Genomic DNA, 20,455 nt, shown 5'->3' with positions numbered 1-20,455 from the left:
CTGTAGCGCAAGGCTGACACCGCCTTCTATCCACGCTATATGCGCCGCCTGGGCAAGGATGTTGCAAGATGACCGGAACGAAACGATCAAGCGAGGGCCTCGATGCCCGCCGCCGCAAGCTTCTGTTTCGTTCGTGGCACCGCGGCATGCGCGAGATGGACCTTATACTCGGCAGCTTCGCCGACGCCGAGATTGGCGCCTTGACCGGCGACGAAATCGACCAATATGAGAGGCTCCTCGACATTCCCGACACCGAATTCCTGCCTCTCGTCACTGGTGAAAGCCCGGTTCCGGCCGATGTCGACTGTGCCGTCCTGCAAAAAATCCTGGCTTCGCGCCGGGAAATGACCTTCTGAACAACGTGTAGCCATGAGCCTTATTCCTACGATCGGTCTGCCGAAAGGCCGCGCCGGCCAGTTCATCGTCGATGGCGTCGCCGACGGCTACGAAGCCTTTGCGCTGGTGCAGGCCGCGCACGAGATCGCCCCTGACAAGCCGGTGCTGTTCGTGGCGCGCGACGGCCAGCGTCTGCCGGCGATCGTCGATGCGCTTGCCTTTGCCGCGCCGGGCCTGCCTGTGCTGGAATTGCCGGCCTGGGACTGCCTGCCTTACGACCGCGTCTCGCCCGGCGCCGACGCCGCCGCAAGGCGGCTCGATGCGCTGGCAGCGATGATCGCGCTGGCGAAGAAGCCGCACCGCGCTGTCATTCTCACCACCGCGAATGCCTTGCTTCAGCGCATTCCGCCGGCGGAACTCGTCGAGGCCCAGACCTTTCACGCCAAGCCCGGTAACCAGATCGACATGAACGCGCTGGTGTCGCGGCTTGAGACTTCCGGCTTCGAGCGGGTGCCGACGGTGCGCGGCATCGGCGAATTTGCGGTGCGCGGCGGTATTCTCGATCTCTTCGCGCCCGGATGGGCGGAGGCGCTGCGCCTCGATTTCTTCGGCGATACGCTGGAATCGATCCGCGTCTTCGATACCGCAACACAGCGCACCACCGGCCAGCGCAAGTCGATGGCGCTACAGGCGATGAGCGAGGTGGCGCTGACGCCAGAGACAATCAGCCGCTTCCGCCGTGCCTACATCGAAGCCTTTGGCGCGCCCTCGCGCGACGACGGGCTCTATGCGGCGGTCAGCGAGGGCAGGCGGTTTGCGGGGATGGAGCACTGGCTGCCGTTCTTCTATGAGCGGCTGGAAACCGTGTTCGATTACCTGCCGGACGCGCCTGTGGTGTTTGATCATCTGGCGCACGAGGCACTGGCCGAGCGCCATGCGCTGATCCTCGATCATTATGAGGCGCGTAAGAAACAGGCCGACGGCGCCTTGAAGGATGCCGTGCCCTACAAGCCGGTGTCGCCGGATTTGCTTTATCTGTCGCCCGAGAACCTGATTGCCTCGCTTGGCCCGCGCGAAGCGATAGACTTCACGTCCTTCGACGCGCCCGATGCCGGTGCGAAAAAGGTGTTCCATGCCGGCTCGCGCCATGGTCGCAGCTTCGTCGAGGAACGCGCTGACCCTAACGCCAACGTCTTCGACGTCGTCGTTAAACACATTTCCGACGAGCGCGCTGCAGGCCGCCGTGTCATCGTCGCCGGCTGGACTGAAGGTTCGCTCGACCGGCTCGGCCAAATCCTGGCCGAGCATCACCTTGGCAATCTGAAGCCGGTGGCGACGCTTGCCGAAGCCGGAAAGCTTGAGCCAGGGCAGGCGGGACTGGCCGTGCTGCCGCTCGAATCCGGTTTCGAGACCGAGAAACTGGTCGTCGTCGCCGAGCAGGACATTCTCGGCGACCGGCTGATCCGGCGCTCGAAGCGCAAGAAGCGCGCGTCCGACTTCATCGCGGAGGCTTCGGCATTGTCCTCAGGCGATATCGTCGTCCATGCCGATCACGGCATTGGCCGCTTCATCGGGCTCCGCACCATCGAGGCGGTCGGTGCGCCGCACGATTGCCTCGAAATCCACTATGCCGGCGACGATCGGCTGTTCCTGCCGGTGGAAAACATAGAACTGCTGTCGCGCTATGGCTCGGATTCGGCAGAGGCGACGCTCGACAAGCTTGGTGGCGGCGCCTGGCAATCGCGCAAGGCACGGCTGAAGAAACGCCTGCTCGACATGGCCGGACAGCTGATCCGCATCGCCGCCGAGCGGCAAATGCGGGCCGCACCGGCGCTGGTGCCGGCGGAAGGCCTCTATGGCGAGTTTGCGGCGCGTTTCCCCTATGAGGAAACCGACGACCAGCAAACGGCGATCGATTCGGTCATGGATGATCTGGGCGCAGGAAAGCCGATGGACCGGCTGATCTGCGGCGATGTCGGCTTCGGCAAGACCGAAGTCGCGCTTCGTGCCGCCTTCATCGCGGCGATGGAAGGCTTTCAGGTCGCGGTGGTGGTGCCGACGACATTGTTGTCGCGCCAGCATTTCAAGACCTTCTCGCAGCGCTTCTCCGGCCTGCCGATCCGCGTCGCCCAAGCCTCGCGTCTGGTCGGCGCCAAGGAACTGGCCGAGACCAAGAAGGGCGTCGCCGAAGGCCAGGTCGACATTGTCATCGGCACGCACGCACTGCTCGGCTCCTCGATCTCGTTCAAGAATCTCGGCCTGCTGATCATCGACGAGGAGCAGCATTTCGGCGTCAAGCACAAGGAGCGGCTGAAGGATCTCAAGACCGACGTGCACGTTCTGACGCTGTCGGCGACGCCGATCCCGCGAACTCTGCAGCTTGCCTTGACCGGGGTGCGTGAGCTGTCGCTGATCGCCACGCCGCCGGTCGATCGCATGGCCGTGCGTACCTTCATCTCCCCCTTCGATCCGCTGGTCATCCGCGAGACGCTGCTGCGCGAGCGCTACCGTGGCGGCCATTCTTTCTATGTCGTACCGCGCATCAGCGATCTCGCGGAAATTCATGATTTCCTGCGCGAATCCGTGCCTGAACTGAAAGTGGCCGTTGCCCACGGCCAGATGCCGCCCGGCGAACTCGACGACATCATGAACGCCTTCTATGACGGCCAGTACGATGTGCTTTTGTCGACCACAATCGTCGAATCCGGCCTCGATATACCGACCGCCAACACGCTGATCGTGCACCGGGCCGATATGTTTGGCCTTTCGCAGCTCTATCAGCTGCGCGGGCGGGTCGGCCGTTCTAAGGTGCGCGCCTACGCGCTGTTCACGCTGCCCGCCAACCGCAAGCTCACCGATACGGCCGAGCGCCGGCTGAAGGTGCTGCAGTCGCTCGACACGCTCGGCGCCGGTTTCCAGCTGGCCAGCCACGATCTCGACATTCGCGGCGCCGGCAATCTGCTTGGCGAAGAGCAGTCGGGCCACATCAAGGAGGTCGGCTTCGAACTCTACCAGCAGATGCTCGAAGAGGCGGTGGCCGAAGTGAAGGATTCCGGCGAGGTGCAGGACGGCGGCTGGTCGCCGCAGATCGCCGTCGGCACGGCGGTGATGATCCCGGAAAGCTATGTCCCGGACCTGCAGCTCAGGCTGGCGCTCTATCGCCGTCTTGGCGATCTCGAAAACACGGAAGAGATCGATGCTTTCGGCGCCGAGCTGATCGACCGGTTCGGGCCGCTGCCGGACGAGGTAAAACATCTGTTGAAGATCGTCTTCATCAAGGCGCTTTGCCGCAAGGCCAATGTCGAAAAACTCGATGCCGGGCCGAAAGGAGTCGTCATCCATTTCCGCAAACGGGAATTCCCCAATCCGGTCGGGCTGGTCAAGCTCATCGGCGAACAGGGCTCGCTGGCCAAGATCCGGCCCGACCAGAGCGTCGTCTTCAGCCGTGACTGGCCGACGCCCGAAAAGCGGCTGGCGGGCTCAGCCGTCGTCATGACGCAGCTGGCGCGGCTGGTGGAGAAGGCGGCGGCGTAGCAGGGTGTCGCTGGTGCTCCGGACAACAACCGCGCCGGCACTTTCGCCGCCGGCCGCTATTCGCCAGCGCTGAGATTCCGGTCTAGAATAGGAAATCGGCTTCGTGTATGGAGCGCGATCCCCATATGGGGCGGATTGGCGGCCGATGGCGTCCGCCTGAAAGAGCGTTGGGTGCTTCGATGACGAAATGGTCGCCGAATTCGTGGAGAGCTAAGCCGATCCAGCAGGTTCCTGCCTATCCGGACCTTGTCGCGCTGAGGAACACGGAAACCCAGCTCGCTACCTTTCCGCCGCTGGTTTTTGCAGGTGAGGCACGCAAGCTGAAGAAGCAGCTTGCAGCCGTCGCTGCCGGTGACGCATTCCTTCTGCAGGGCGGCGATTGCGCCGAGAGCTTCGCCGAGCATGGCGCCGACAATATCCGGGACTTCTTCCGCGTCTTTTTGCAGATGTCGGTGGTGCTGACCTTCGCCGGGGCGCAGCCGGTGGTGAAGGTCGGCCGTGTCGCCGGCCAGTTCGCCAAGCCGCGCTCGTCCGACAACGAAACCAAGGGCGGAGTGACGCTGCCCAGCTATCGCGGCGACATCATCAATGGCATCGAATTCGATTCCAAGTCGCGCATTCCCGATCCTGCGAGACAGGAGATGGCGTACCGCCAGTCGGCGGCGACGCTCAACCTTTTGCGTGCCTTCGCCCAGGGTGGCTACGCCAGCCTCGAGAACGTGCATCAATGGATGCTTGGCTTCGTCTCCGACAGCCCGCAGGGGGAGAAATACGAGTCTCTCGCCAACCGAATCACCGAGACGATGGACTTCATGAAGGCCGTCGGCATCACCTCGGAGACCAATTACGCGCTGCGCGAGACCGATTTCTACACAAGCCATGAGGCGCTGCTGCTCGGCTATGAAGAGGCGCTGACCCGCGTCGATTCGACTTCAGGCGACTGGTACGCCACCTCTGGCCACATGATCTGGATCGGTGATCGCACGCGCCAACCCGATCATGCGCATGTCGAATATTGCCGCGGCATCAAGAACCCGCTCGGTCTGAAATGCGGGCCGTCGCTGACGCCGGACGGCCTGTTGCAACTCATCGACCTGCTCAATCCGGAGAACGAGCCCGGGCGGCTGACGCTTATCGCCCGCTTCGGCTCCGATAAGGTCGCCGACCACCTGCCGAAGCTGGTGCGCGCGGTGCAGAAGGAAGGTCGCAGCGTAGTGTGGTCGTCGGATCCGATGCATGGCAACACCATCGAGGCCGCCGGCTACAAGACACGGCCGTTCGACCGCATTCTGAAGGAGGTGCAGACCTTCTTCGAGGTGCACCGCGCCGAAGGCACGCATCCCGGCGGCATCCACATCGAGATGACTGGAAAAAACGTCACCGAATGCACTGGTGGTGCCCGCGCCATCACCGCCGAAGAACTGCAGGATCGATATCACACCCATTGCGATCCGCGCCTCAACGCCGACCAGGCGATCGAGTTGGCGTTCCTGGTGTCCGATCTGCTCAAGAAGACCCATCCGGTCCAGCACAAGCAGGCCGTCAACGGCTGATACGATCTGAACTTTGATGTCATTGAACAAGCGCCGGGCGAAAAACGGGCGCATTTTGTATTCGATCCCGCCGGTGTCGCATTTGCTCGTGCCTAACGCGCGCAAAACTGGAATCCTGCCAAGCGATGGCAATTGCATCGGGAGGCCGACATGGCTGACAGTCACACCGGATCATGCTTGTGCGGGGCAGTGCGGTTCCAGACACGAGGACCGCTACGCGGTGTGGTCTACTGCCATTGCTCGCAGTGCCGGAAGCAGAGCGGGCATTTTTATGCGGCGACCAATGTTGCCGGCCGCGACGTCACAATCATCGGCGCGGAGAGCATCACCTGGTACGAAGCTTCTCCGTTCGCCAGACGCGGCTTCTGCAAGACATGCGGCTCTCTGCTGTTCTGGAAGCCGAACGATGACGGCTATGTTTCGGTCATGGCAGGCCTATTCGACGCGCCAACCGGGCTTCAAGGAGAATGCCATATCTTCGTCGGCGACAAGGGCGACTATTACGCCATCGATGACGGGCTGCCGCAGTTCGAGAAGTCGACGCCGTCGATCAAGGTGGCAGGCGACTGATTTTTGAAGAGGTCGCCTTATTCCCTTGGTCCAGCCATTGCGCTAATCCCCTGCCGGTGATTCCGAAGGGTTTTGGCATGCAGCGGCTGATCGACGCTTTTTACAATTCGGTGCGGGCGTTTCGCAAACTAACCGCCAGCGAAGAGGCCTTCCAGCTGGAGCTGACGCTGCTTGTGCTTGCCGTGCCGCTCGGCTGGTTCCTTTCGGTATCGTGGCGCGGCTATGCACTGCTAATCGGCGCGGTGCTGCTCATGATCATGATCGAGGTGCTGAACACCGGCATCGAGGCGGCATGCGACGCGTTCAGCCGTGAATTCAATATCGATATCCAACTGGCCAAGGATTGCGGTTCGCTGGCGGTCCTGATTTCGGTGGTGATCGCTGCCGGCGTCTGGGGCGTCGCCGTCATCGAGCGGATCGTCGGGGTACCGATCTGAGGTTTCAGACACTACATGCCGGTCAATTGAGGAGACCGACATGGCTGATACCGCCGCATTTCTGCTTCTCGAACGTGAGGGCTTGCCGGACGATCTGCGCTGGCTGGTTGAAAAATATCCGCGCGAGGATTGGCAGGCGCATGCCAACATCCACGGCGTGGCCAATATGTGGCTGCAGCGGCACGCCATGTTTCGCGAACTTGGCGGCATGCTCACCAACGGTATTGGCGATTATCGAGAAGGTAGGCTGAACGCGCCGGAATTCGCCCGCTGGTTCGCGCCGCGCCTCAACCATTTCCTCGGCAATCTCGACGGCCATCACAATGTCGAGGACCATCATTATTTCCCGGTCTTCGCCAGGGCCGAGACCCGTCTGAACCGCGGCTTCGAGATTCTCGATGCCGATCACCACACAATCCACGAGGGACTGGAGCGCAATGCCGAGGCGGCAAATGCCTTCATCCGCGCGCTTCAGGACAGCGAAGACAAACAGCGCTTCGCCGCCGATGCCTATGCCGACGAGAACAGTCGGCTGATCGCCATGTTGACCCGGCATCTTGCCGACGAGGAAGACCTGATCATTCCGCTCATCCTAGAGAAGGGCGACCGCGCGCTTGGCATTGATTGACGATCAGCTTCCCTTGCGAAGCTCCTTCTTGGCGAGGAAATGCGAGGCCAACCAGCCGAGGATGGCCACGATTAGGCCGATTGCCAGAGCGATCAGCAACCGCTCGTGGTGGGCCAGCGCCTGGCCGACGATACGCTCGGCGCCCAGCCCGAACACATAGCCGACGGTGCAGAACAGCGCCGCCCAGACTACCGATGAGATGGCGTTGAGGATGACGAAGCGCGCCGCGGCGATGCCCGACAGCCCGGCCGCGATACCACCGATCAGGCGCAGGCCATAGATGTAGCGGTTCGACAGCACGAAGATGTTGGGATGAGAGGTGACGAGGCGATAAGCGTGGCAGAAGCCCGGCCGGGCTCGGAGCCTGATCACGAAGTCATGGTCGGCGAAGCTCCGTCCCAAGATGAAGAAGAACGTGTCGCCACCGAAGGCGCCGAGCGCTGCGGCGAGGAAAGCCTGCCACAGGACGAAAACATGCTGATGCGCGAAGAAACCGCCAAGGATGGCGGCGCTTTCGCCTTCGGCGACGCAGCCCAGAAAAACCGCGACCAACCCATATTGCTCAATGAGACGATGGATGGCTTCCGTCATGAGTGCGAGGTCTGGGAAGTGAGCCATTCGTCGAGCCGCCTCAATTGTGCGGCCATCTGCTCGATCTCGCTTTGCATGCCGACGATTTGGCTGTGGCGCAACTCGTCCAGCTTCTCGTGCAGCGCCATGATCTCGATCTCGGCCTTGAGATTGACCTCGTAGTCATGCGCTGCGTCGATGCGATCGCGCGCGGCCTGTCGGTTCTGCGACATCATGATCACCGGCGCTTGCAGGGCAGCGATCATCGACAGGACGAGATTGAGGAAGATGAACGGGTAGGGGTCGAACGAATCGTGTCCCAGCAGCCACCAATTGGCACCGATCCAGACAATTAGGAAAGCGATGAAGGACAGGATGAACGTCCACGAGCCGCCGACGCGCGCGATGGTATCGGCGATACGGTCGCCGGCGCCCTGAATGCCGGCAAAACTGTCGTTGATGTTCTCCGACAACGGCTTGCGGTCGACTGTGCTCTGCAGCACCCGCCTTTCGAACTCGCTCAAGCTCTCCGGCGTTTGCCTCAGCCACCGATGGGCCAGTTCGGGCAATGTCTTGTTCATGGATTCTCCATACGAAAAGCATCGGCTTGGCAGCCCCGTTTCCATATAGGAAGATGCAGCGCGTCAAAAGCGCGGCGTGAGGATGCTCCAAAATGCCTGATTTCGCGACGACTCGCGCCCGGGCAGCGAAACGCAAGGGCGGTGAGGCAGCGCTTACGTCGCTGCTGGGTCCTATGCCTGACAATGCCGCGGTGGCAAAGATTACCGATGACCGGATCCTGTCGATCATGGCTGAGCGGGTCTTTGCCGCTGGCTTCGTCTGGCGCGTCATCGAACAGAAATGGCCGGGTTTCGAGGAAGCATTTCTTGGGTTCGAGCCGAAGCGGCTGCTGTTCCAGCCTGACGATTTCTGGCACGATCTCACCGCCGACAAGCGCATCGTGCGCAATCCGCAGAAGATCAAATCCGTACGCGACAACGCAGCCTTCGTCGAGCGCGTGTCGAAGGACCATAGCGGCTTCGGCAAATTCCTCGCCAATTGGCCGGCGGATGACCAGGTCGGATTGATGGCCTATCTCGGCAAGCACGGCAGCCGGCTCGGCGGCAATACCGGCCAGTATTTTCTGCGCTGGCTGGAGTGGGACGCCTTCATCGTCTCGGCCGACATGGCGGCAGCGCTGCGCGATGCCGGGCTCGACATTGCGGAGAGCCCGACATCGAAGACGGATTTGGGCAGGATCCAGGCGCAGATCAACGCCTGGGCGGCGGAGACCGGACTGCCGCGCCGACACATTTCGCGCATTCTGGCAATGTCGATCGGTGAAAACCATTCGCCGGAAGCCTTGCGCGAATATATGGGTGAATAGGATCGACTGTTTGGTCCAAACGAACGCCATTGCCCGACGAATTTTGCCGCGCTAAACCCACGGGCATGACAGACCAGACCGCTCCAGACATATTGCGCATCGCCGTTGCCCAGCTCAATCCGACGGTCGGCGATGTCGCCGGCAATCTTGCCAAGGCACGCGAGGCGAGGGCGGATGCCGCCCGCCAAGGCGCCGACCTCGTACTGTTCACCGAGCTTTTCCTCTCCGGCTATCCGCCTGAAGACCTGGTGCTGAAGCCCGCCTTCCTGAAGGCCTGCGAGCGGGCGGCAGCGGATTTCGCCGGCGATACCGCCGACGGCGGTCCGGGTTTCATCATCGGCACGCCGCTAAAGCGCAAGAGCGGCACGCATAATTCGATCATTTTTGCCGATGGCGGCAAGATCCTTGCCGAACGCTACAAGCTCGACCTGCCGAATTACGGTGAGTTCGACGAGAAGCGCGTCTTCCAGGCCGGACCCGAAATCCAGGGGCCGGTCAATTTCCGCGGCGTGCGCGTGGGAATACCGATCTGCGAAGATATCTGGGGCGAGGTTGCCGTCTGCGAGACGCTGGCCGAAAGCGGCGCGGAAATCCTGCTGGTCCCGAACGGCTCGCCCTATTATCGCGGCAAAGTCGACGTCCGCCACCAGATCGTCATCCGCCAGGTCATAGAATGCGGATTGCCGATCATCTACGCCAACCAGCTTGGCGGCCAGGACGAGCTGGTCTTCGATGGCGCATCGTTTGCCATAGGCGCTGACAAGACGCTGGCCTTTCAGATGAGCCAGTTTGAGGAGACGGTCAACGTCACCACCTGGAAGCGAACCCGCGTCGCCGCAGACGCGCAAAATGGAAATAATCCCGATGGTTGGGTCTGCTCTAACGGACCGATGTCGAAAATCCCTGAAAAGGAGGAGGCCGACTACCGCGCCTGCATGTTGGGCCTGCGCGATTACGTCAACAAGAACGGCTTCAAGAATGTCGTGCTCGGCCTCTCTGGCGGCATCGATTCGGCTATCTGCGCGGCACTTGCCGTCGATGCGCTCGGCGAGGAACGGCTGCGCGCCGTGATGATGCCTTATCGCTACACTTCGAAGGACTCGCTGAAGGATGCCGAGGACTGCGCCCGCGCACTCGGCTGCCGCTACGATATCGTGCCGATCTTCGAGCCGGTCGAGGGCTTCCTGCACACACTGACGCAGCTTTTCGAGGGCACCAAGGAAGGTATCACCGAGGAAAACCTGCAGAGCCGCGCACGCGGTACTATCCTGATGGCAATTTCCAATAAGTTCGGCTCGATGGTCGTCACCACTGGCAACAAGAGCGAAATGTCGGTCGGCTACGCTACGCTCTACGGCGACATGAATGGCGGCTTCAATCCGATCAAGGATCTTTACAAGATGCAGGTTTATGCGCTGGCGCGCTGGCGCAACGCGCATGTGCCGCCGGGCGCGCTCGGTCCGTCCGGCGAGGTAATCCCGAATAATATCATCGACAAGGCGCCCTCGGCGGAGCTCCGTGAGAACCAGACCGACCAGGATTCGCTGCCGCCCTATCCAGTGCTCGATGACATATTGGAGTGTCTGGTCGAGAACGAGATGGGCGTCGACGAGATCGTTGCCCGCGGCCATGACCGGGCGACGGTGGCGCGCGTCGAGCACCTGCTTTACGTCGCCGAATACAAGCGCCGGCAGGCGGCGCCCGGCGTGAAGATCACCAGGAAGAATTTTGGCCGCGACCGCCGTTATCCTATCACCAACCGGTTCAGGGATCGCGGGTAGGCGATTGGCCTGCATAACGGTTTAGCCATGGCCAACGTTGAAATCAGCTTTGACCTGTCGCGGATCGACTTCCTGGCGACATCCGACATGTTGAAAGAGAGCTATTGGGGCAGTGGCCGCAGCGACGAATTGCATCGCCGCGCCTTTGCCAACTCGCTTTGCGTCGGCGCCTATGTCGCCGGCAATCAGGCCGGCTTTGGCCGGGCGATTACCGACCGTACGGTATTTGCCTATCTCGCCGATGTCATCGTCTGGCCCGAGCATCGCGGGCGAGGCATCGGAACCCGGCTTGTCCAGGCGCTCATCGACCACCCGGATTGCAAGACTGTCACCCACTGGAGCCTGTCGACCAACGACGCACACTCCATCTACGAGAAGCTCGGCTTCAGGCCTTCCACGGACGGCCGCTATATGCGCTTCGACCGTATCCGGGCAACCTGAACAGAGGCAGCGCACAACCCGCGATTGTTGCAAAATCGTCTCACTGCTTGGACCAGATGCGCTTTCGGCTGTCTTCTGACTTGGCGCGGCGTTGAGGCGTCTCTATAAACGCCTCTCCGCGATCCCCTTGGGGAGGACCGAATGCCAGGATTTGACATCGTTATGCGAGGCCGCGAAGCCTAGGTCTTGGTCAGTGCGCCGCGAGATAGCCTCGCGGCAAGGCTGAACCGAGGGCAGGCATTTCGCCGCTGCTGCTCGCCGCCCCTCTACAGGGCCGCCAAATACGCCAAACCTCCGCATCTCCGGGCGCCAAACGGCGCCACGCGGTTTTTTCAATTTCTACTTTCGTGGGATCGGGCTCGTTTGCGCCCGAATGACATCATGGCTCGTTTTCGAATAGATTTGCGCGCTGGCGCCTTTCGCAGCGTTCTTGGTTTCACGCTCAGCCACTGGCGGCGCCAGCCGTGGCGGCTTGCCTTGATCATGGGCACATTCCTGCTGTCGACCCTGGCCGACGTACTGACGCCGCTCTATTCCGGCCGGCTGGTCGACGCCGTCGCCAGTAGTGCCGCGGCCGACGATGTCGCATGGAACGCGGCGACGGCGGCCTTTTCGATGCTGGTGGCCCTGGCGCTCACCGGTGTCGTGCTGCGCAACCTCGCCTTCATGGCCATTGTCGAGCTGACGTTGAAGATGATGGCTGACATCGCCGCCGACGCCTTCCACCGCGTCCAGCGCTTTTCCACCGATTGGCACGCCAACAGCTTCGCCGGATCGACGGTGCGCAAAATAACGCGCGGCATGTGGGCGCTCGACCTGCTCAACGACACGATTCTGATCGCGCTGCTGCCGTCAGTCGTGATGCTCGTCGGCTCCACGCTGCTGCTTGGCTGGTTCTGGCCGCTGATGGGTGCTGTCGTTGCCACCGGTTCGGTTCTGTTCATCGCGGTGACGACGATGCTGTCGCTTGGCTATGTTGCGCCCGCGGCAAGGCTTGCCAATGCGTGGGATACACGGCTTGGCGGCTCGCTGGCCGATGCGGTGAGCTGCAACGCGGTCGTCAAGGGTTTTGGCGCCGAGGAACGTGAGGAGACACGGCTTGCCGAGGTCGTCGCGAAATGGCGCAGCCGCACACGGCGCACTTGGGTGCGCGGCACCGTCAATGGCACAACGCAAGGCACGATGCTGCTGCTTTTGAGAACAGCGGTCATCGGGTTCTCGCTGCTTTTGTGGTCGTGGGGGCAGGCGAGCGCCGGCGACGTCGCCTTCGTGCTGACCTCATTCTTCGTGCTGCAAGGCTATCTGCGCGACGTCGGCACGCATATTCGCAATCTGCAGCGTTCGATCAACGACATGGAGGAACTGGTCGACTTCCAGTCCGAACCACTCGGAATCGAGGATCGGCCCGGCGCCAAGCCGATCCGGATCACCGATGGCCGTATCACCTTTGACAATGTCACGTTCCATTATGGCAGCCACCGCCTGCCGCTCTATCGCGACTTTTCGGTGAATATTGCGCCGGGCGAACGGGTCGGGCTGGTTGGCCATTCGGGCTCCGGCAAGACGACGTTCGTCAAACTGATCCAGCGCCTGTATGACGTGACTGCCGGAAAGATCCTGATCGACGGCCAGGATATTGCCAATGTGGCGCAGGCGTCGCTGCGCGCACAGATCGCGATTGTCCAGCAGGAGCCGATCTTGTTCCACCGGTCGCTGGCCGAAAACATCGCCTATGCCCGGCCGAGCGCCACGCAGGCCGAGATCGAGCACGCGGCGCGGTTGGCCAGCGCGCATGACTTCATCGCCAATTTGCCGAAAGGCTACGGCACGCTGGTCGGCGAGCGTGGCGTAAAGCTATCGGGTGGTGAGCGTCAGCGCGTTGCAATCGCACGCGCCTTCCTTGCCGATGCGCGCATCCTTATCCTGGACGAGGCAACGTCGAGCCTCGATTCGGAGTCGGAGGTGCTGATCCAGCAGGCGATGGAGCGCTTGATGGTCGGCCGCACGACGCTGGTCATCGCCCACCGGCTGTCGACGGTGCGGGCGCTGGACAGGCTTCTGGTGTTCGATCGCGGCCGCATCGTCGAGGAGGGCTCGCATGACCAGTTGATCCGACTGCAAGGCGGCATCTACCGCCGGCTGTTCGAACGCCAAGCGCTTGAGCTGACAAAAGGCCTGGTGATCTGACGGTTGCGGTGCCGCGCGTCTTGATAGACGTGCGGCGCTGCACTCTTTTCTTCGGCTTTATCATGTTCTATGTCTGCCGCCGAGCGCGGGGGCGCGTCTTGTCAACAGCAAAACCATCCGGTACGCCCCGCTCATGACAGTTACCGTCCGTTTCGCCCCGTCACCGACCGGCCGCATCCACATCGGCAATGCGCGCACCGCTTTGTTCAATTGGCTGTTTGCCATCAAGAACAAAGGCCGCTTCATCCAGCGCTTCGACGACACCGACGTCGCCCGTTCGACGCAGGAGTTTTCCGACGCTATTCTGTATGACCTGCATTGGCTGGGCATCTTCCCTGACGCCACGGAGTACCAGTCGCGGCGCGTGGAAATCTACGATGCCGCACTGGAGAGGCTGAAGGAGGCGCGCCTCGTCTATGCCTGCTATGAGACGCCGGAAGAGCTCGACCTGAGGCGCAAAGTGCGCCGCACGCGTGGCCTGCCGCCAGTCTATGGCCGCGAGGCGCTGACGCTGACACCTGAGCAGGTGGCGGAATATGAGGCCGATGGGCGGCGGCCGCACTGGCGCTTTCTGCTACCCAATTTCACCGGCGATCCGCTGCAGCCGGAGCGCACGGAAATCCACTGGAACGACCTGGTGCGCGGCGAAGAAACCGTCGACCTCGCCTCGCTTTCAGACCCGGTTCTGCGGCGTGAGGACGGCACCTACCTCTATACACTGCCTTCGGTTATCGACGACATAGACATGGGCGTCAGCCACGTCATTCGCGGCGACGACCACGTCACCAATACCGGCGTCCAGATAGCCCTGTTCCGAGCCCTTGGCACGGAGCCGCCGGTGTTCGGTCACCATAATCTCCTGACAACGGCATCAGGCGAGGGACTTTCCAAGCGCACCGGCGCGCTGTCCATCCAGAGCCTGCGTGAGAGCGGCATCGAGCCGATGGCGGTCGCTTCGCTGGCGGTGCTCGTCGGCACCTCGGAAAACGTCGTGGCGGTGCCGACGATGACCGAGCTAGCCGAGCGCTTCGATCCGGCTGCAACATCGAAATCCGCCGCCAAATTCGACCCGGACGAGCTCTTCGTGCTCAACCGCACGCTGCTGCACCACATGCCGTTTTCGGAGGCGCGCGACAGGCTGATCGTGCTCGGCATCTCCGGCGAACAGGCCGAGCCTTTCTGGCTGGCAGTGCGCGGCAATCTCGACAGGCTGGCCGATGCGGCGATCTGGTGGCGTATGCTTCGGGACGGCCCAGAGGAGCCGGCGGAGTTTTCCGACGAGGACCGCGACTTTCTTCGCCAGGCATTCGAGTTGCTGCCGGAAGAGCCTTGGAACGGCACGGTCTGGAAGGACTGGACGGGCAAGATCCGGGAGGCGAGCGGCCGCAAGGGCAAGGCCCTGTTCATGCCGCTCAGGCTGGCGCTTACGGGACAGTCTTCGGGTCCGGAGCTTGCAGATCTGTTGCCGCTGCTGGGTCGGGAAGGAACGTTGGCCCGACGACCCTGACCTTGCGCTCTTCCGGCGGCGGCAGCGACGTCGGCGAAGGGACAGGTTTGACGGCAAGCCGTCCAATCGCGTCGCGGTCGAGACCGCCTTGCGCGTTGGCCAAGGTCTCCGGGCCGGCACCCGGATCTGGCCTGGCAACCGGCAGCGAAATGGACGGGCCGGTGCCCACGTTCGTCTCTGGTTGTTCCGGGCTCCGCCCGTTGCCGGCGATGATCTCGAAATTCTGCGCGGCATTGCAGCCGCAGGCTGGCGGCCGCGGCATGTCGGACTGCTTGTAGAGGTAGGCCGTCGGTAGTTCGATGTAAGGCCTGCCGGTCACCAAAGACGTCATCGATGCCGAATCGTCGTTCATGCCGCGCGTGTAGAAAACCTGCATCTCGGTGCCGGGGCAGCTCGATTCGCAATTCTTCTGGTCGCGCTCGAAATCGCCCAGCCAGGCTACATTCGACATCGGGAAGAAATAGCCGTCGCAGGTCCGTACGCACATGGTGCGGAATTCGCCTCGGGGCTGGCCCAACTCATCGGCGTTGTTGAGCACGGTGCGGATGTTGCGCGGCTGACTTAATTCTTCAGCCTGGTCGGGTGCACCGGGTTCACTGCCCAAAAGCTGGTCGAGCAGGTTTCCGTTGCCGTTTTCACCGCCGGCTTCGCGAGCCGGTGCGAGCGTCGGCGGCGCTGCTTCGTCGCGGCAGCCATTGGCATCGAGCGAGGCCAATATGCGCGCGCGATCGCGTCGCGAACCACCGCCGGCAAGACCGGCGCGCTTGGCCTGCAAGGCGTCGAGATTGGCTACCATGCGATCGATGGTGGCGTCGAGTGCTGCGCATGCATTGGCGTTGCGGCGAGACAGCGAAAAGCCGCAGCCGGCGCTGCTGGACCGCCTGACGGCCTTCGAAATCTGCTGGCGCTGCCGGACGATCGCGTCGTCATATTTGCTGAGCAAGGCCGGCTTGCCGCCGCCACTACCAGAAGCGGCGGCAAGATCAGCTTCGAGCTGGCGGCAGAGGCGCGAAGCGGCCGGCGCCTGAGTGACGGCAATGCCGCACAGTAGCAGGGCGCCGAGCAGCGCGGCCGTCCGCGTCAGCTTCCAACATGGGCCCGTCATTCCTCCGGAACTCCACCTGCCTGTCGTTCAGAAAGCTACCGCGCTTGCGGTTAACCGATTGTTTAGCATACCGCCGATTCCGTCTTCAGCCCAAATCGGCGATAGCTTGCGCCTTATGCGCGGCTTCGACCACGGCCAGCGCCGTCATGTTGACGACGCCGCGCGACGTCACCGAAGGCGTCAATATATGCGCCGGGCTGTCGGTGCCGAGCAGGATCGGGCCGACATGCAGGGCGTCCATCATCGTGCGCAGCGCGGTCAGCGTGATGTTCGCCGAATCGAGGTTGGGGAATACCAGCAGATTGGCTTCGCCCCTTAGCCGCGAATGCGGATAGACGCGTTGGCGCAGCTGCTCCGATAGCGCGGAGTCGGCATGCATCTCGCCGTCGCATTGCAGGTCGGGCGCGATGCGCGCCAGGATCGCCGCCGCCTGCCGCATCTTCATGGCGCTTGGCGAATCGCGGGAGCCGAAATCCGAATGCGACAGCAGCGCTGCCTTGGGCTCGATGCCGAAACGCTGAATCTCCTCGGCCGCCAAAACGGTCATCTCAGCAATCTCCTCGGCGGTCGGATCGACTGAGACATGGGTATCGGTGAGGAAAATGATGCCGCGCTGCGAGATCAGCATGGAAAGTGTCGACAGGTCGCGATCCCTAATGCCGGCGCGCGGCCCGATGATCAGCGTCACGTTGCGCAAATGGCGCTCGAAACGGCCTTCGAGGCCGCAGACCATGGCGTCGGCGTCGCCGCGCTTCAGGGCAAGGGCGGCGATCACCGTATTGTCGGTGCGCACCATGGTGCGCGCCGCTTCCGTGGTCACGCCACGGCGGCCGGCAAGCTCGATCAAAAGGTCGACATAGTGGCGGTAACGCGGATCGTCTTCCGGGTTTATCAAGCCGAAATCGACGCCCGGCTTGATGCGCAGCCCGTAGCGCTTCAGGCGAACCTCGATGACATGCGGGCGGCCGATCAGGATCGGTTCGGCAATGCCTTCCTCGAGCACGACCTGCGCAGCGCGAAGCACGCGCTCGTCCTCGCCGTCGGCATAGATGACTCGCTTGGCGCTCGACGTCTTGGCCATCGAGAACACCGGTTTCATGACCAGGCCGGAGCGGAAGACGAAGCGGTTCAGCTTGTCGATATAGGCGGCGAAATCGGTGATCGGCCGGGTCGCGACGCTGGTCTCGCAAGCTGCCTTGGCGACAGCAGGGGCAATGCGCAGGATCAGCCGCGGATCGAAAGGCGAGGGGATCAGGAACTCTGGACCGAAGATGGGCGTCTCGCCGGAATAGGCACGCGCGGCAACGTCGGATGGCTCTTCGCGGGCAAGCGCTGCAATCGCTCGCACGGCGGCCATTTTCATCTCTTCGTTGATGGCGCTTGCGCCGCAATCCAGCGCGCCACGGAAGATGTAAGGAAAACAGAGTACGTTATTGACTTGATTGGGAAAATCGGAGCGGCCGGTGCAGATCATCGCATCGGGCCGTGCTGCCCGTGCCGCTTCCGGCATGATCTCGGGATTGGGGTTGGCCAGCGCCAGGATCAGCGGCTTGGGAGCCATGTGGTGGAGCAATTCCGGCTTCAGCACGCCGGCGGCGGACAGGCCGAGAAACACGTCGGCGCCGGGCAGAACGTCGGCCAGCGTGCGCGCCTCGGTCTCCTTAACATAGGGGTCTTTCCAGCGGTCCATCTCCTCGACGCGGCCCTTATGGGCGACGCCGAACCGGTCGGTAACCCAGATGTTTTCGACCCGCGCGCCGAGCGAGACCAGTAGGTTGAGGCAGGCAAGAGCGGCAGCGCCGGCGCCCGACGTGACGATCTTGATGTCCGCGATCGACTTGCCGGCGAATTCCAACCCATTGAGCACAGCGGCGGCGACGATGATGGCGGTACCGTGCTGGTCGTCATGGAAGACCGGTATGCTCATGCGGGCTTTCAACTGCTCCTCGACCTCGAAGCATTCGGGCGCCTTGATGTCTTCCAGGTTGATGCCGCCGAAGGTTGGTTCCAGCGCCGAGATCGTCTCGACCATGCGCTCGATGCCCGGTGCGTCGATCTCAATGTCGAAGACATCAATGCCGGCGAACTTCTTGAACAGCACCGCCTTGCCTTCCATCACCGGCTTGGAGGCGAGCGGACCGATATTGCCGAGGCCCAGCACCGCCGAACCGTTGGTAACGACACCAACAAGATTGGCGCGGGCTGTATAGTCGGCGGCGGTTGCCGGATCGTCGCGGATTTCAAGGCAGGGGGCGGCGACACCCGGAGAGTAGGCAAGCGCCAAGTCGCGCTGATTGCCGAGCGGTTTTGTTGCCTGGATTTCAAGTTTCCCGGGCCGAGGGTGCTTGTGGAAATAGAGCGCCGCTTCGTCGAGGTCGGATCGGGCCGCCTTCTTGCTTTCGCCTGTCATGACGGCCGCCTCCTCGGTTCAGTCCGTTTGGTGTTTTGAGTCTCTTAGCATGCAGCATTGGTTTTTCACGACGCCAAATGACGCAACCGCCATTTTGCTTTGCGAAACGAGTAAAATCGATTTGTTTCAGTTAGTTGTGCTAAAATCCTGCCGTGCCACTCAGGTCTTGTCCTCTCCGCCGTTCAGAACGCGCTGACATACAGACCGCCGTCGACCGGTATGTTCTGTCCGGTCAGGTAACCGGCGTGAACCGAGCACAGGAAAGCGCAGATCTGGCCGAATTCCTCCGGCGTGCCCAGCCGCTTGGCCGGGACGTTGGCTGCCGCTTGCGCCTTGCGCGCGGCGGCGGCGGCCGGATCTTCGGGTGTGCCGGCCTCGTGCGGGCCGCGCAGCCGGTCGGTATCGAGTTTTCCCGGCAGCATGTTGTTGATCGTTACATTGCGGTCGACGACCGTTCGCGCGACGCCTGCCAGGAACGAGGTGAGGCCGGCGCGGGCGCCGGACGACAGGTCTAGGCCGGGGATAGGTACATAGACCGATAGCGAGGTGATGTTGACGATACGGCCGAAGCCGCGCGCCGCCATGCCGTCGATCACGGCCTGAACCAGCTCGACAGGGGTCACCATGTTCTGGGTGACGCCTTCGAGGATCTTTGCCCGGTCGAGCGCGCGGAAATCGCGGAACGGCGGACCGCCATTGTTGTTGACGAGGATGTCGGGATCGGCGCAGGCGGAAAGCAGTGCCTTCTGGACGTCGGGCTTGGATACGTCGCCGACGATCTCGGTCACCCTGACGCCGAATTTCTCGCGCAGTTCAGCGGCGGTTTTGGCCAGCACGTCGGCGTTGCGGCCGTTGACGACCAGATCGCAGCCTGCCTCCGCCAGTGCCATGGCGCAGCCGCGTCCCAAGCCTTTGCTCGAAGCGCAGACGATGGCCTTCTTGCCGCGAATGCCGAGATCCATGGTGATTTCTCCTCTGATTGCCGCGGCAACCTAGCCGTATGGCTGGACCAATCGCAACCGTCATACGGTTGTTGCATGAATCGGGGCATAGCCTCAGGCGAAAGCAACGGTGACAAACGATGTCCGGCGCAGAGCCCCGCACTTTCCGCAGCATGTTCATCTCCGACGTCCATCTCGGATCGAAGGCGGCCAAGGCCGAGTTCCTGATCGATTTCCTGCGCCATCACGACGCCGATATCATCTACCTCGTCGGCGACATCGTCGACGGCTGGCGGTTGAGACGGAGCTGGCATTGGCCGCAGAGCCACAATGATGTGGTCCAGAAATTGCTGCGCAAGGCGCGCAAGGGCGCCAGCATCACTTATATCGCCGGCAACCATGACGAGTTCGCGCGCCAGTTCCAGGGTGTGCATTTCGGCGGCATTGTCGTCGCCGATCGTACCATCCACGAGACCGCCGATGGCAGGCGCTTGCTGGTCATCCATGGCGACCAGTTCGACACCGTCGTCCACAATGCGCGCTGGCTCGCCTATCTTGGCGACTACGCCTACGACGCGGCTATGCTCGTCAACCGCGTGGTCACGCGGCTTCGCCAACTGCTTGGCCTGCCTTATTGGTCGTTTTCGTCCTGGGCCAAGGTGAACGTCAAAAAGGCGGTGAATTTCATCGGCTCGTTCCAGACCATGCTGACCGAGGAAGCGCGCCGCTCGCATGTCGACGGCGTGATCTGCGGGCACATCCACCATGCCGCGATCGAAACCTACGAAGACGTGCAATACATCAATACCGGCGACTGGGTTGAGAGTTGCACGGCGGTGGTCGAGCATTTCGACGGCCGGATGGAGATACTGCACTGGGCGCACGTTCTGCCGGAGGCCCCGGTCGGCGGCGAAGTGCTGGTGCCGGTCGACATCAAGGGCAGGGCAGTCCAGGCTGCCTGACCTCATCGTGCTTTAATCGATCAGTCCAAGCGGTTTCGTCGCTTTTTTTGGCATGTTATGGGATCGACGTGCGCTGCTGGCCGCTCCGGCCGGGTGCCGTGCCGAC

17 protein-coding genes are annotated in these 20,455 nt (G+C 62.4%); 12 read left to right on the top strand and 5 right to left on the bottom strand.

Annotation, left to right across the window (positions count from 1 at the left end; all coding sequences use genetic code 11):
- The first annotated feature begins 68 nt into the window (after positions 1-68).
- The 6 genes from AC0L2P_RS07630 to AC0L2P_RS07605 all read left to right on the top strand — a co-directional run bounded on the left by AC0L2P_RS07630 (position 69) and on the right by AC0L2P_RS07605 (position 7,058).
- Positions 69-356: an FAD assembly factor SdhE gene (locus tag AC0L2P_RS07630; RefSeq protein ID WP_473500591.1), complete on the top strand. Its 288-nt coding sequence runs from the start codon at positions 69-71 to the stop codon at positions 354-356.
- Between the two features lie 13 nt (positions 357-369).
- Positions 370-3,870: a transcription-repair coupling factor gene (gene mfd / locus AC0L2P_RS07625; protein WP_473500590.1), complete on the top strand. Its 3,501-nt coding sequence runs from the start codon at positions 370-372 to the stop codon at positions 3,868-3,870.
- A 179-nt stretch (positions 3,871-4,049) separates the two neighbouring features.
- Complete coding sequence (locus AC0L2P_RS07620; RefSeq protein ID WP_473500589.1) at positions 4,050-5,423, top strand: class II 3-deoxy-7-phosphoheptulonate synthase; 1,374 nt, start codon at positions 4,050-4,052, stop codon at positions 5,421-5,423.
- A gap of 150 nt (positions 5,424-5,573) precedes the next feature.
- Positions 5,574-5,993: a GFA family protein gene (locus AC0L2P_RS07615; RefSeq protein WP_473500588.1), complete on the top strand. Its 420-nt coding sequence runs from the start codon at positions 5,574-5,576 to the stop codon at positions 5,991-5,993.
- A 77-nt stretch (positions 5,994-6,070) separates the two neighbouring features.
- Positions 6,071-6,430, top strand: a complete 360-nt coding sequence (locus AC0L2P_RS07610) for a diacylglycerol kinase (RefSeq protein WP_473500587.1) — start codon at positions 6,071-6,073, stop codon at positions 6,428-6,430.
- 40 nt (positions 6,431-6,470) lie between these two features.
- Positions 6,471-7,058, top strand: coding sequence for a hemerythrin domain-containing protein (locus AC0L2P_RS07605; protein WP_473500586.1), 588 nt, complete (start codon positions 6,471-6,473; stop codon positions 7,056-7,058).
- Positions 7,059-7,061: 3 nt separating this feature from the next.
- Here the strand turns inward: AC0L2P_RS07605 and AC0L2P_RS07600 are convergent, their stop codons facing one another.
- Positions 7,062-7,649 (bottom strand): DedA family protein, encoded by a 588-nt coding sequence (locus AC0L2P_RS07600; protein ID WP_473500635.1) that lies wholly within the window; start codon positions 7,647-7,649, stop codon positions 7,062-7,064.
- Positions 7,646-8,209 (bottom strand): DUF1003 domain-containing protein, encoded by a 564-nt coding sequence (locus tag AC0L2P_RS07595; RefSeq protein WP_473500585.1) that lies wholly within the window; start codon positions 8,207-8,209, stop codon positions 7,646-7,648. Before AC0L2P_RS07595 ends, AC0L2P_RS07600 begins: the two co-directional genes overlap by 4 nt.
- Positions 8,210-8,301: 92 nt before the next feature.
- Here AC0L2P_RS07595 and AC0L2P_RS07590 point away from each other — a divergent pair, with 92 nt between their 5' ends.
- From AC0L2P_RS07590 to gltX, 5 genes are all read left to right on the top strand, one after another.
- Positions 8,302-9,015: a DNA-3-methyladenine glycosylase I gene (locus AC0L2P_RS07590; protein ID WP_473500584.1), complete on the top strand. Its 714-nt coding sequence runs from the start codon at positions 8,302-8,304 to the stop codon at positions 9,013-9,015.
- Between the two features lie 65 nt (positions 9,016-9,080).
- Positions 9,081-10,796: an NAD+ synthase gene (locus tag AC0L2P_RS07585; protein ID WP_473500583.1), complete on the top strand. Its 1,716-nt coding sequence runs from the start codon at positions 9,081-9,083 to the stop codon at positions 10,794-10,796.
- Positions 10,797-10,823: 27 nt separating this feature from the next.
- Entirely contained in the window at positions 10,824-11,237 is a 414-nt protein-coding gene (locus AC0L2P_RS07580; RefSeq protein WP_473500582.1) for a GNAT family N-acetyltransferase, read from the top strand.
- A gap of 381 nt (positions 11,238-11,618) precedes the next feature.
- On the top strand, positions 11,619-13,424 hold the full coding sequence (locus AC0L2P_RS07575; protein WP_473500581.1) for an ABC transporter ATP-binding protein: 1,806 nt from the start codon (positions 11,619-11,621) through the stop codon (positions 13,422-13,424).
- 133 nt (positions 13,425-13,557) lie between these two features.
- Positions 13,558-14,931, top strand: coding sequence for a glutamate--tRNA ligase (gene gltX, locus AC0L2P_RS07570; RefSeq protein ID WP_473500580.1), 1,374 nt, complete (start codon positions 13,558-13,560; stop codon positions 14,929-14,931).
- On the opposite strand, the gene AC0L2P_RS07565 is transcribed toward gltX, so the two are convergent.
- From AC0L2P_RS07565 to AC0L2P_RS07555, 3 genes are all read right to left on the bottom strand, one after another.
- Entirely contained in the window at positions 14,849-16,036 is a 1,188-nt protein-coding gene (locus AC0L2P_RS07565) for a DUF2865 domain-containing protein (RefSeq protein ID WP_473500579.1), read from the bottom strand. The genes gltX and AC0L2P_RS07565 overlap by 83 nt on opposite strands.
- An 85-nt stretch (positions 16,037-16,121) precedes the next feature.
- A complete protein-coding gene (locus AC0L2P_RS07560; RefSeq protein ID WP_473500578.1) occupies positions 16,122-18,446 on the bottom strand; it encodes an NADP-dependent malic enzyme in 2,325 nt (774 codons plus the stop codon).
- Between the two features lie 182 nt (positions 18,447-18,628).
- A complete protein-coding gene (locus AC0L2P_RS07555; RefSeq protein WP_473500577.1) occupies positions 18,629-19,408 on the bottom strand; it encodes an SDR family oxidoreductase in 780 nt (259 codons plus the stop codon).
- A 119-nt stretch (positions 19,409-19,527) separates the two neighbouring features.
- Here AC0L2P_RS07555 and AC0L2P_RS07550 point away from each other — a divergent pair, with 119 nt between their 5' ends.
- Entirely contained in the window at positions 19,528-20,349 is an 822-nt protein-coding gene (locus AC0L2P_RS07550) for a UDP-2,3-diacylglucosamine diphosphatase (protein WP_473500576.1), read from the top strand.
- Positions 20,350-20,455 lie beyond the last annotated feature (106 nt).

The organism is Mesorhizobium sp. WSM4836 (assembly GCF_055811815.1).
The sequence above is the reverse complement of the archived record's forward strand: the minus strand, read 5'-3'. Positions and strand labels throughout refer to the sequence as shown.

What these genes read in the sequence shown, in the direction of transcription:
- AC0L2P_RS07630 (WP_473500591.1), top strand. Translation starts at nt 69, where the DNA reads ATGACCGGAACGAAACGATCAAGCGAGGGCCTCGATGCCCGCCGCCGC.
- mfd (WP_473500590.1), top strand. Translation starts at nt 370, where the DNA reads ATGAGCCTTATTCCTACGATCGGTCTGCCGAAAGGCCGCGCCGGCCAG.
- AC0L2P_RS07620 (WP_473500589.1), top strand. Translation starts at nt 4,050, where the DNA reads ATGACGAAATGGTCGCCGAATTCGTGGAGAGCTAAGCCGATCCAGCAG.
- AC0L2P_RS07615 (WP_473500588.1), top strand. Translation starts at nt 5,574, where the DNA reads ATGGCTGACAGTCACACCGGATCATGCTTGTGCGGGGCAGTGCGGTTC.
- AC0L2P_RS07610 (WP_473500587.1), top strand. Translation starts at nt 6,071, where the DNA reads ATGCAGCGGCTGATCGACGCTTTTTACAATTCGGTGCGGGCGTTTCGC.
- AC0L2P_RS07605 (WP_473500586.1), top strand. Translation starts at nt 6,471, where the DNA reads ATGGCTGATACCGCCGCATTTCTGCTTCTCGAACGTGAGGGCTTGCCG.
- AC0L2P_RS07600 (WP_473500635.1), bottom strand. Translation starts at nt 7,649, where the DNA reads ATGACGGAAGCCATCCATCGTCTCATTGAGCAATATGGGTTGGTCGCG.
- AC0L2P_RS07595 (WP_473500585.1), bottom strand. Translation starts at nt 8,209, where the DNA reads ATGAACAAGACATTGCCCGAACTGGCCCATCGGTGGCTGAGGCAAACG.
- AC0L2P_RS07590 (WP_473500584.1), top strand. Translation starts at nt 8,302, where the DNA reads ATGCCTGATTTCGCGACGACTCGCGCCCGGGCAGCGAAACGCAAGGGC.
- AC0L2P_RS07585 (WP_473500583.1), top strand. Translation starts at nt 9,081, where the DNA reads ATGACAGACCAGACCGCTCCAGACATATTGCGCATCGCCGTTGCCCAG.
- AC0L2P_RS07580 (WP_473500582.1), top strand. Translation starts at nt 10,824, where the DNA reads ATGGCCAACGTTGAAATCAGCTTTGACCTGTCGCGGATCGACTTCCTG.
- AC0L2P_RS07575 (WP_473500581.1), top strand. Translation starts at nt 11,619, where the DNA reads ATGGCTCGTTTTCGAATAGATTTGCGCGCTGGCGCCTTTCGCAGCGTT.
- gltX (WP_473500580.1), top strand. Translation starts at nt 13,558, where the DNA reads ATGACAGTTACCGTCCGTTTCGCCCCGTCACCGACCGGCCGCATCCAC.
- AC0L2P_RS07565 (WP_473500579.1), bottom strand. Translation starts at nt 16,036, where the DNA reads ATGACGGGCCCATGTTGGAAGCTGACGCGGACGGCCGCGCTGCTCGGC.
- AC0L2P_RS07560 (WP_473500578.1), bottom strand. Translation starts at nt 18,446, where the DNA reads ATGACAGGCGAAAGCAAGAAGGCGGCCCGATCCGACCTCGACGAAGCG.
- AC0L2P_RS07555 (WP_473500577.1), bottom strand. Translation starts at nt 19,408, where the DNA reads ATGGATCTCGGCATTCGCGGCAAGAAGGCCATCGTCTGCGCTTCGAGC.
- AC0L2P_RS07550 (WP_473500576.1), top strand. Translation starts at nt 19,528, where the DNA reads ATGTCCGGCGCAGAGCCCCGCACTTTCCGCAGCATGTTCATCTCCGAC.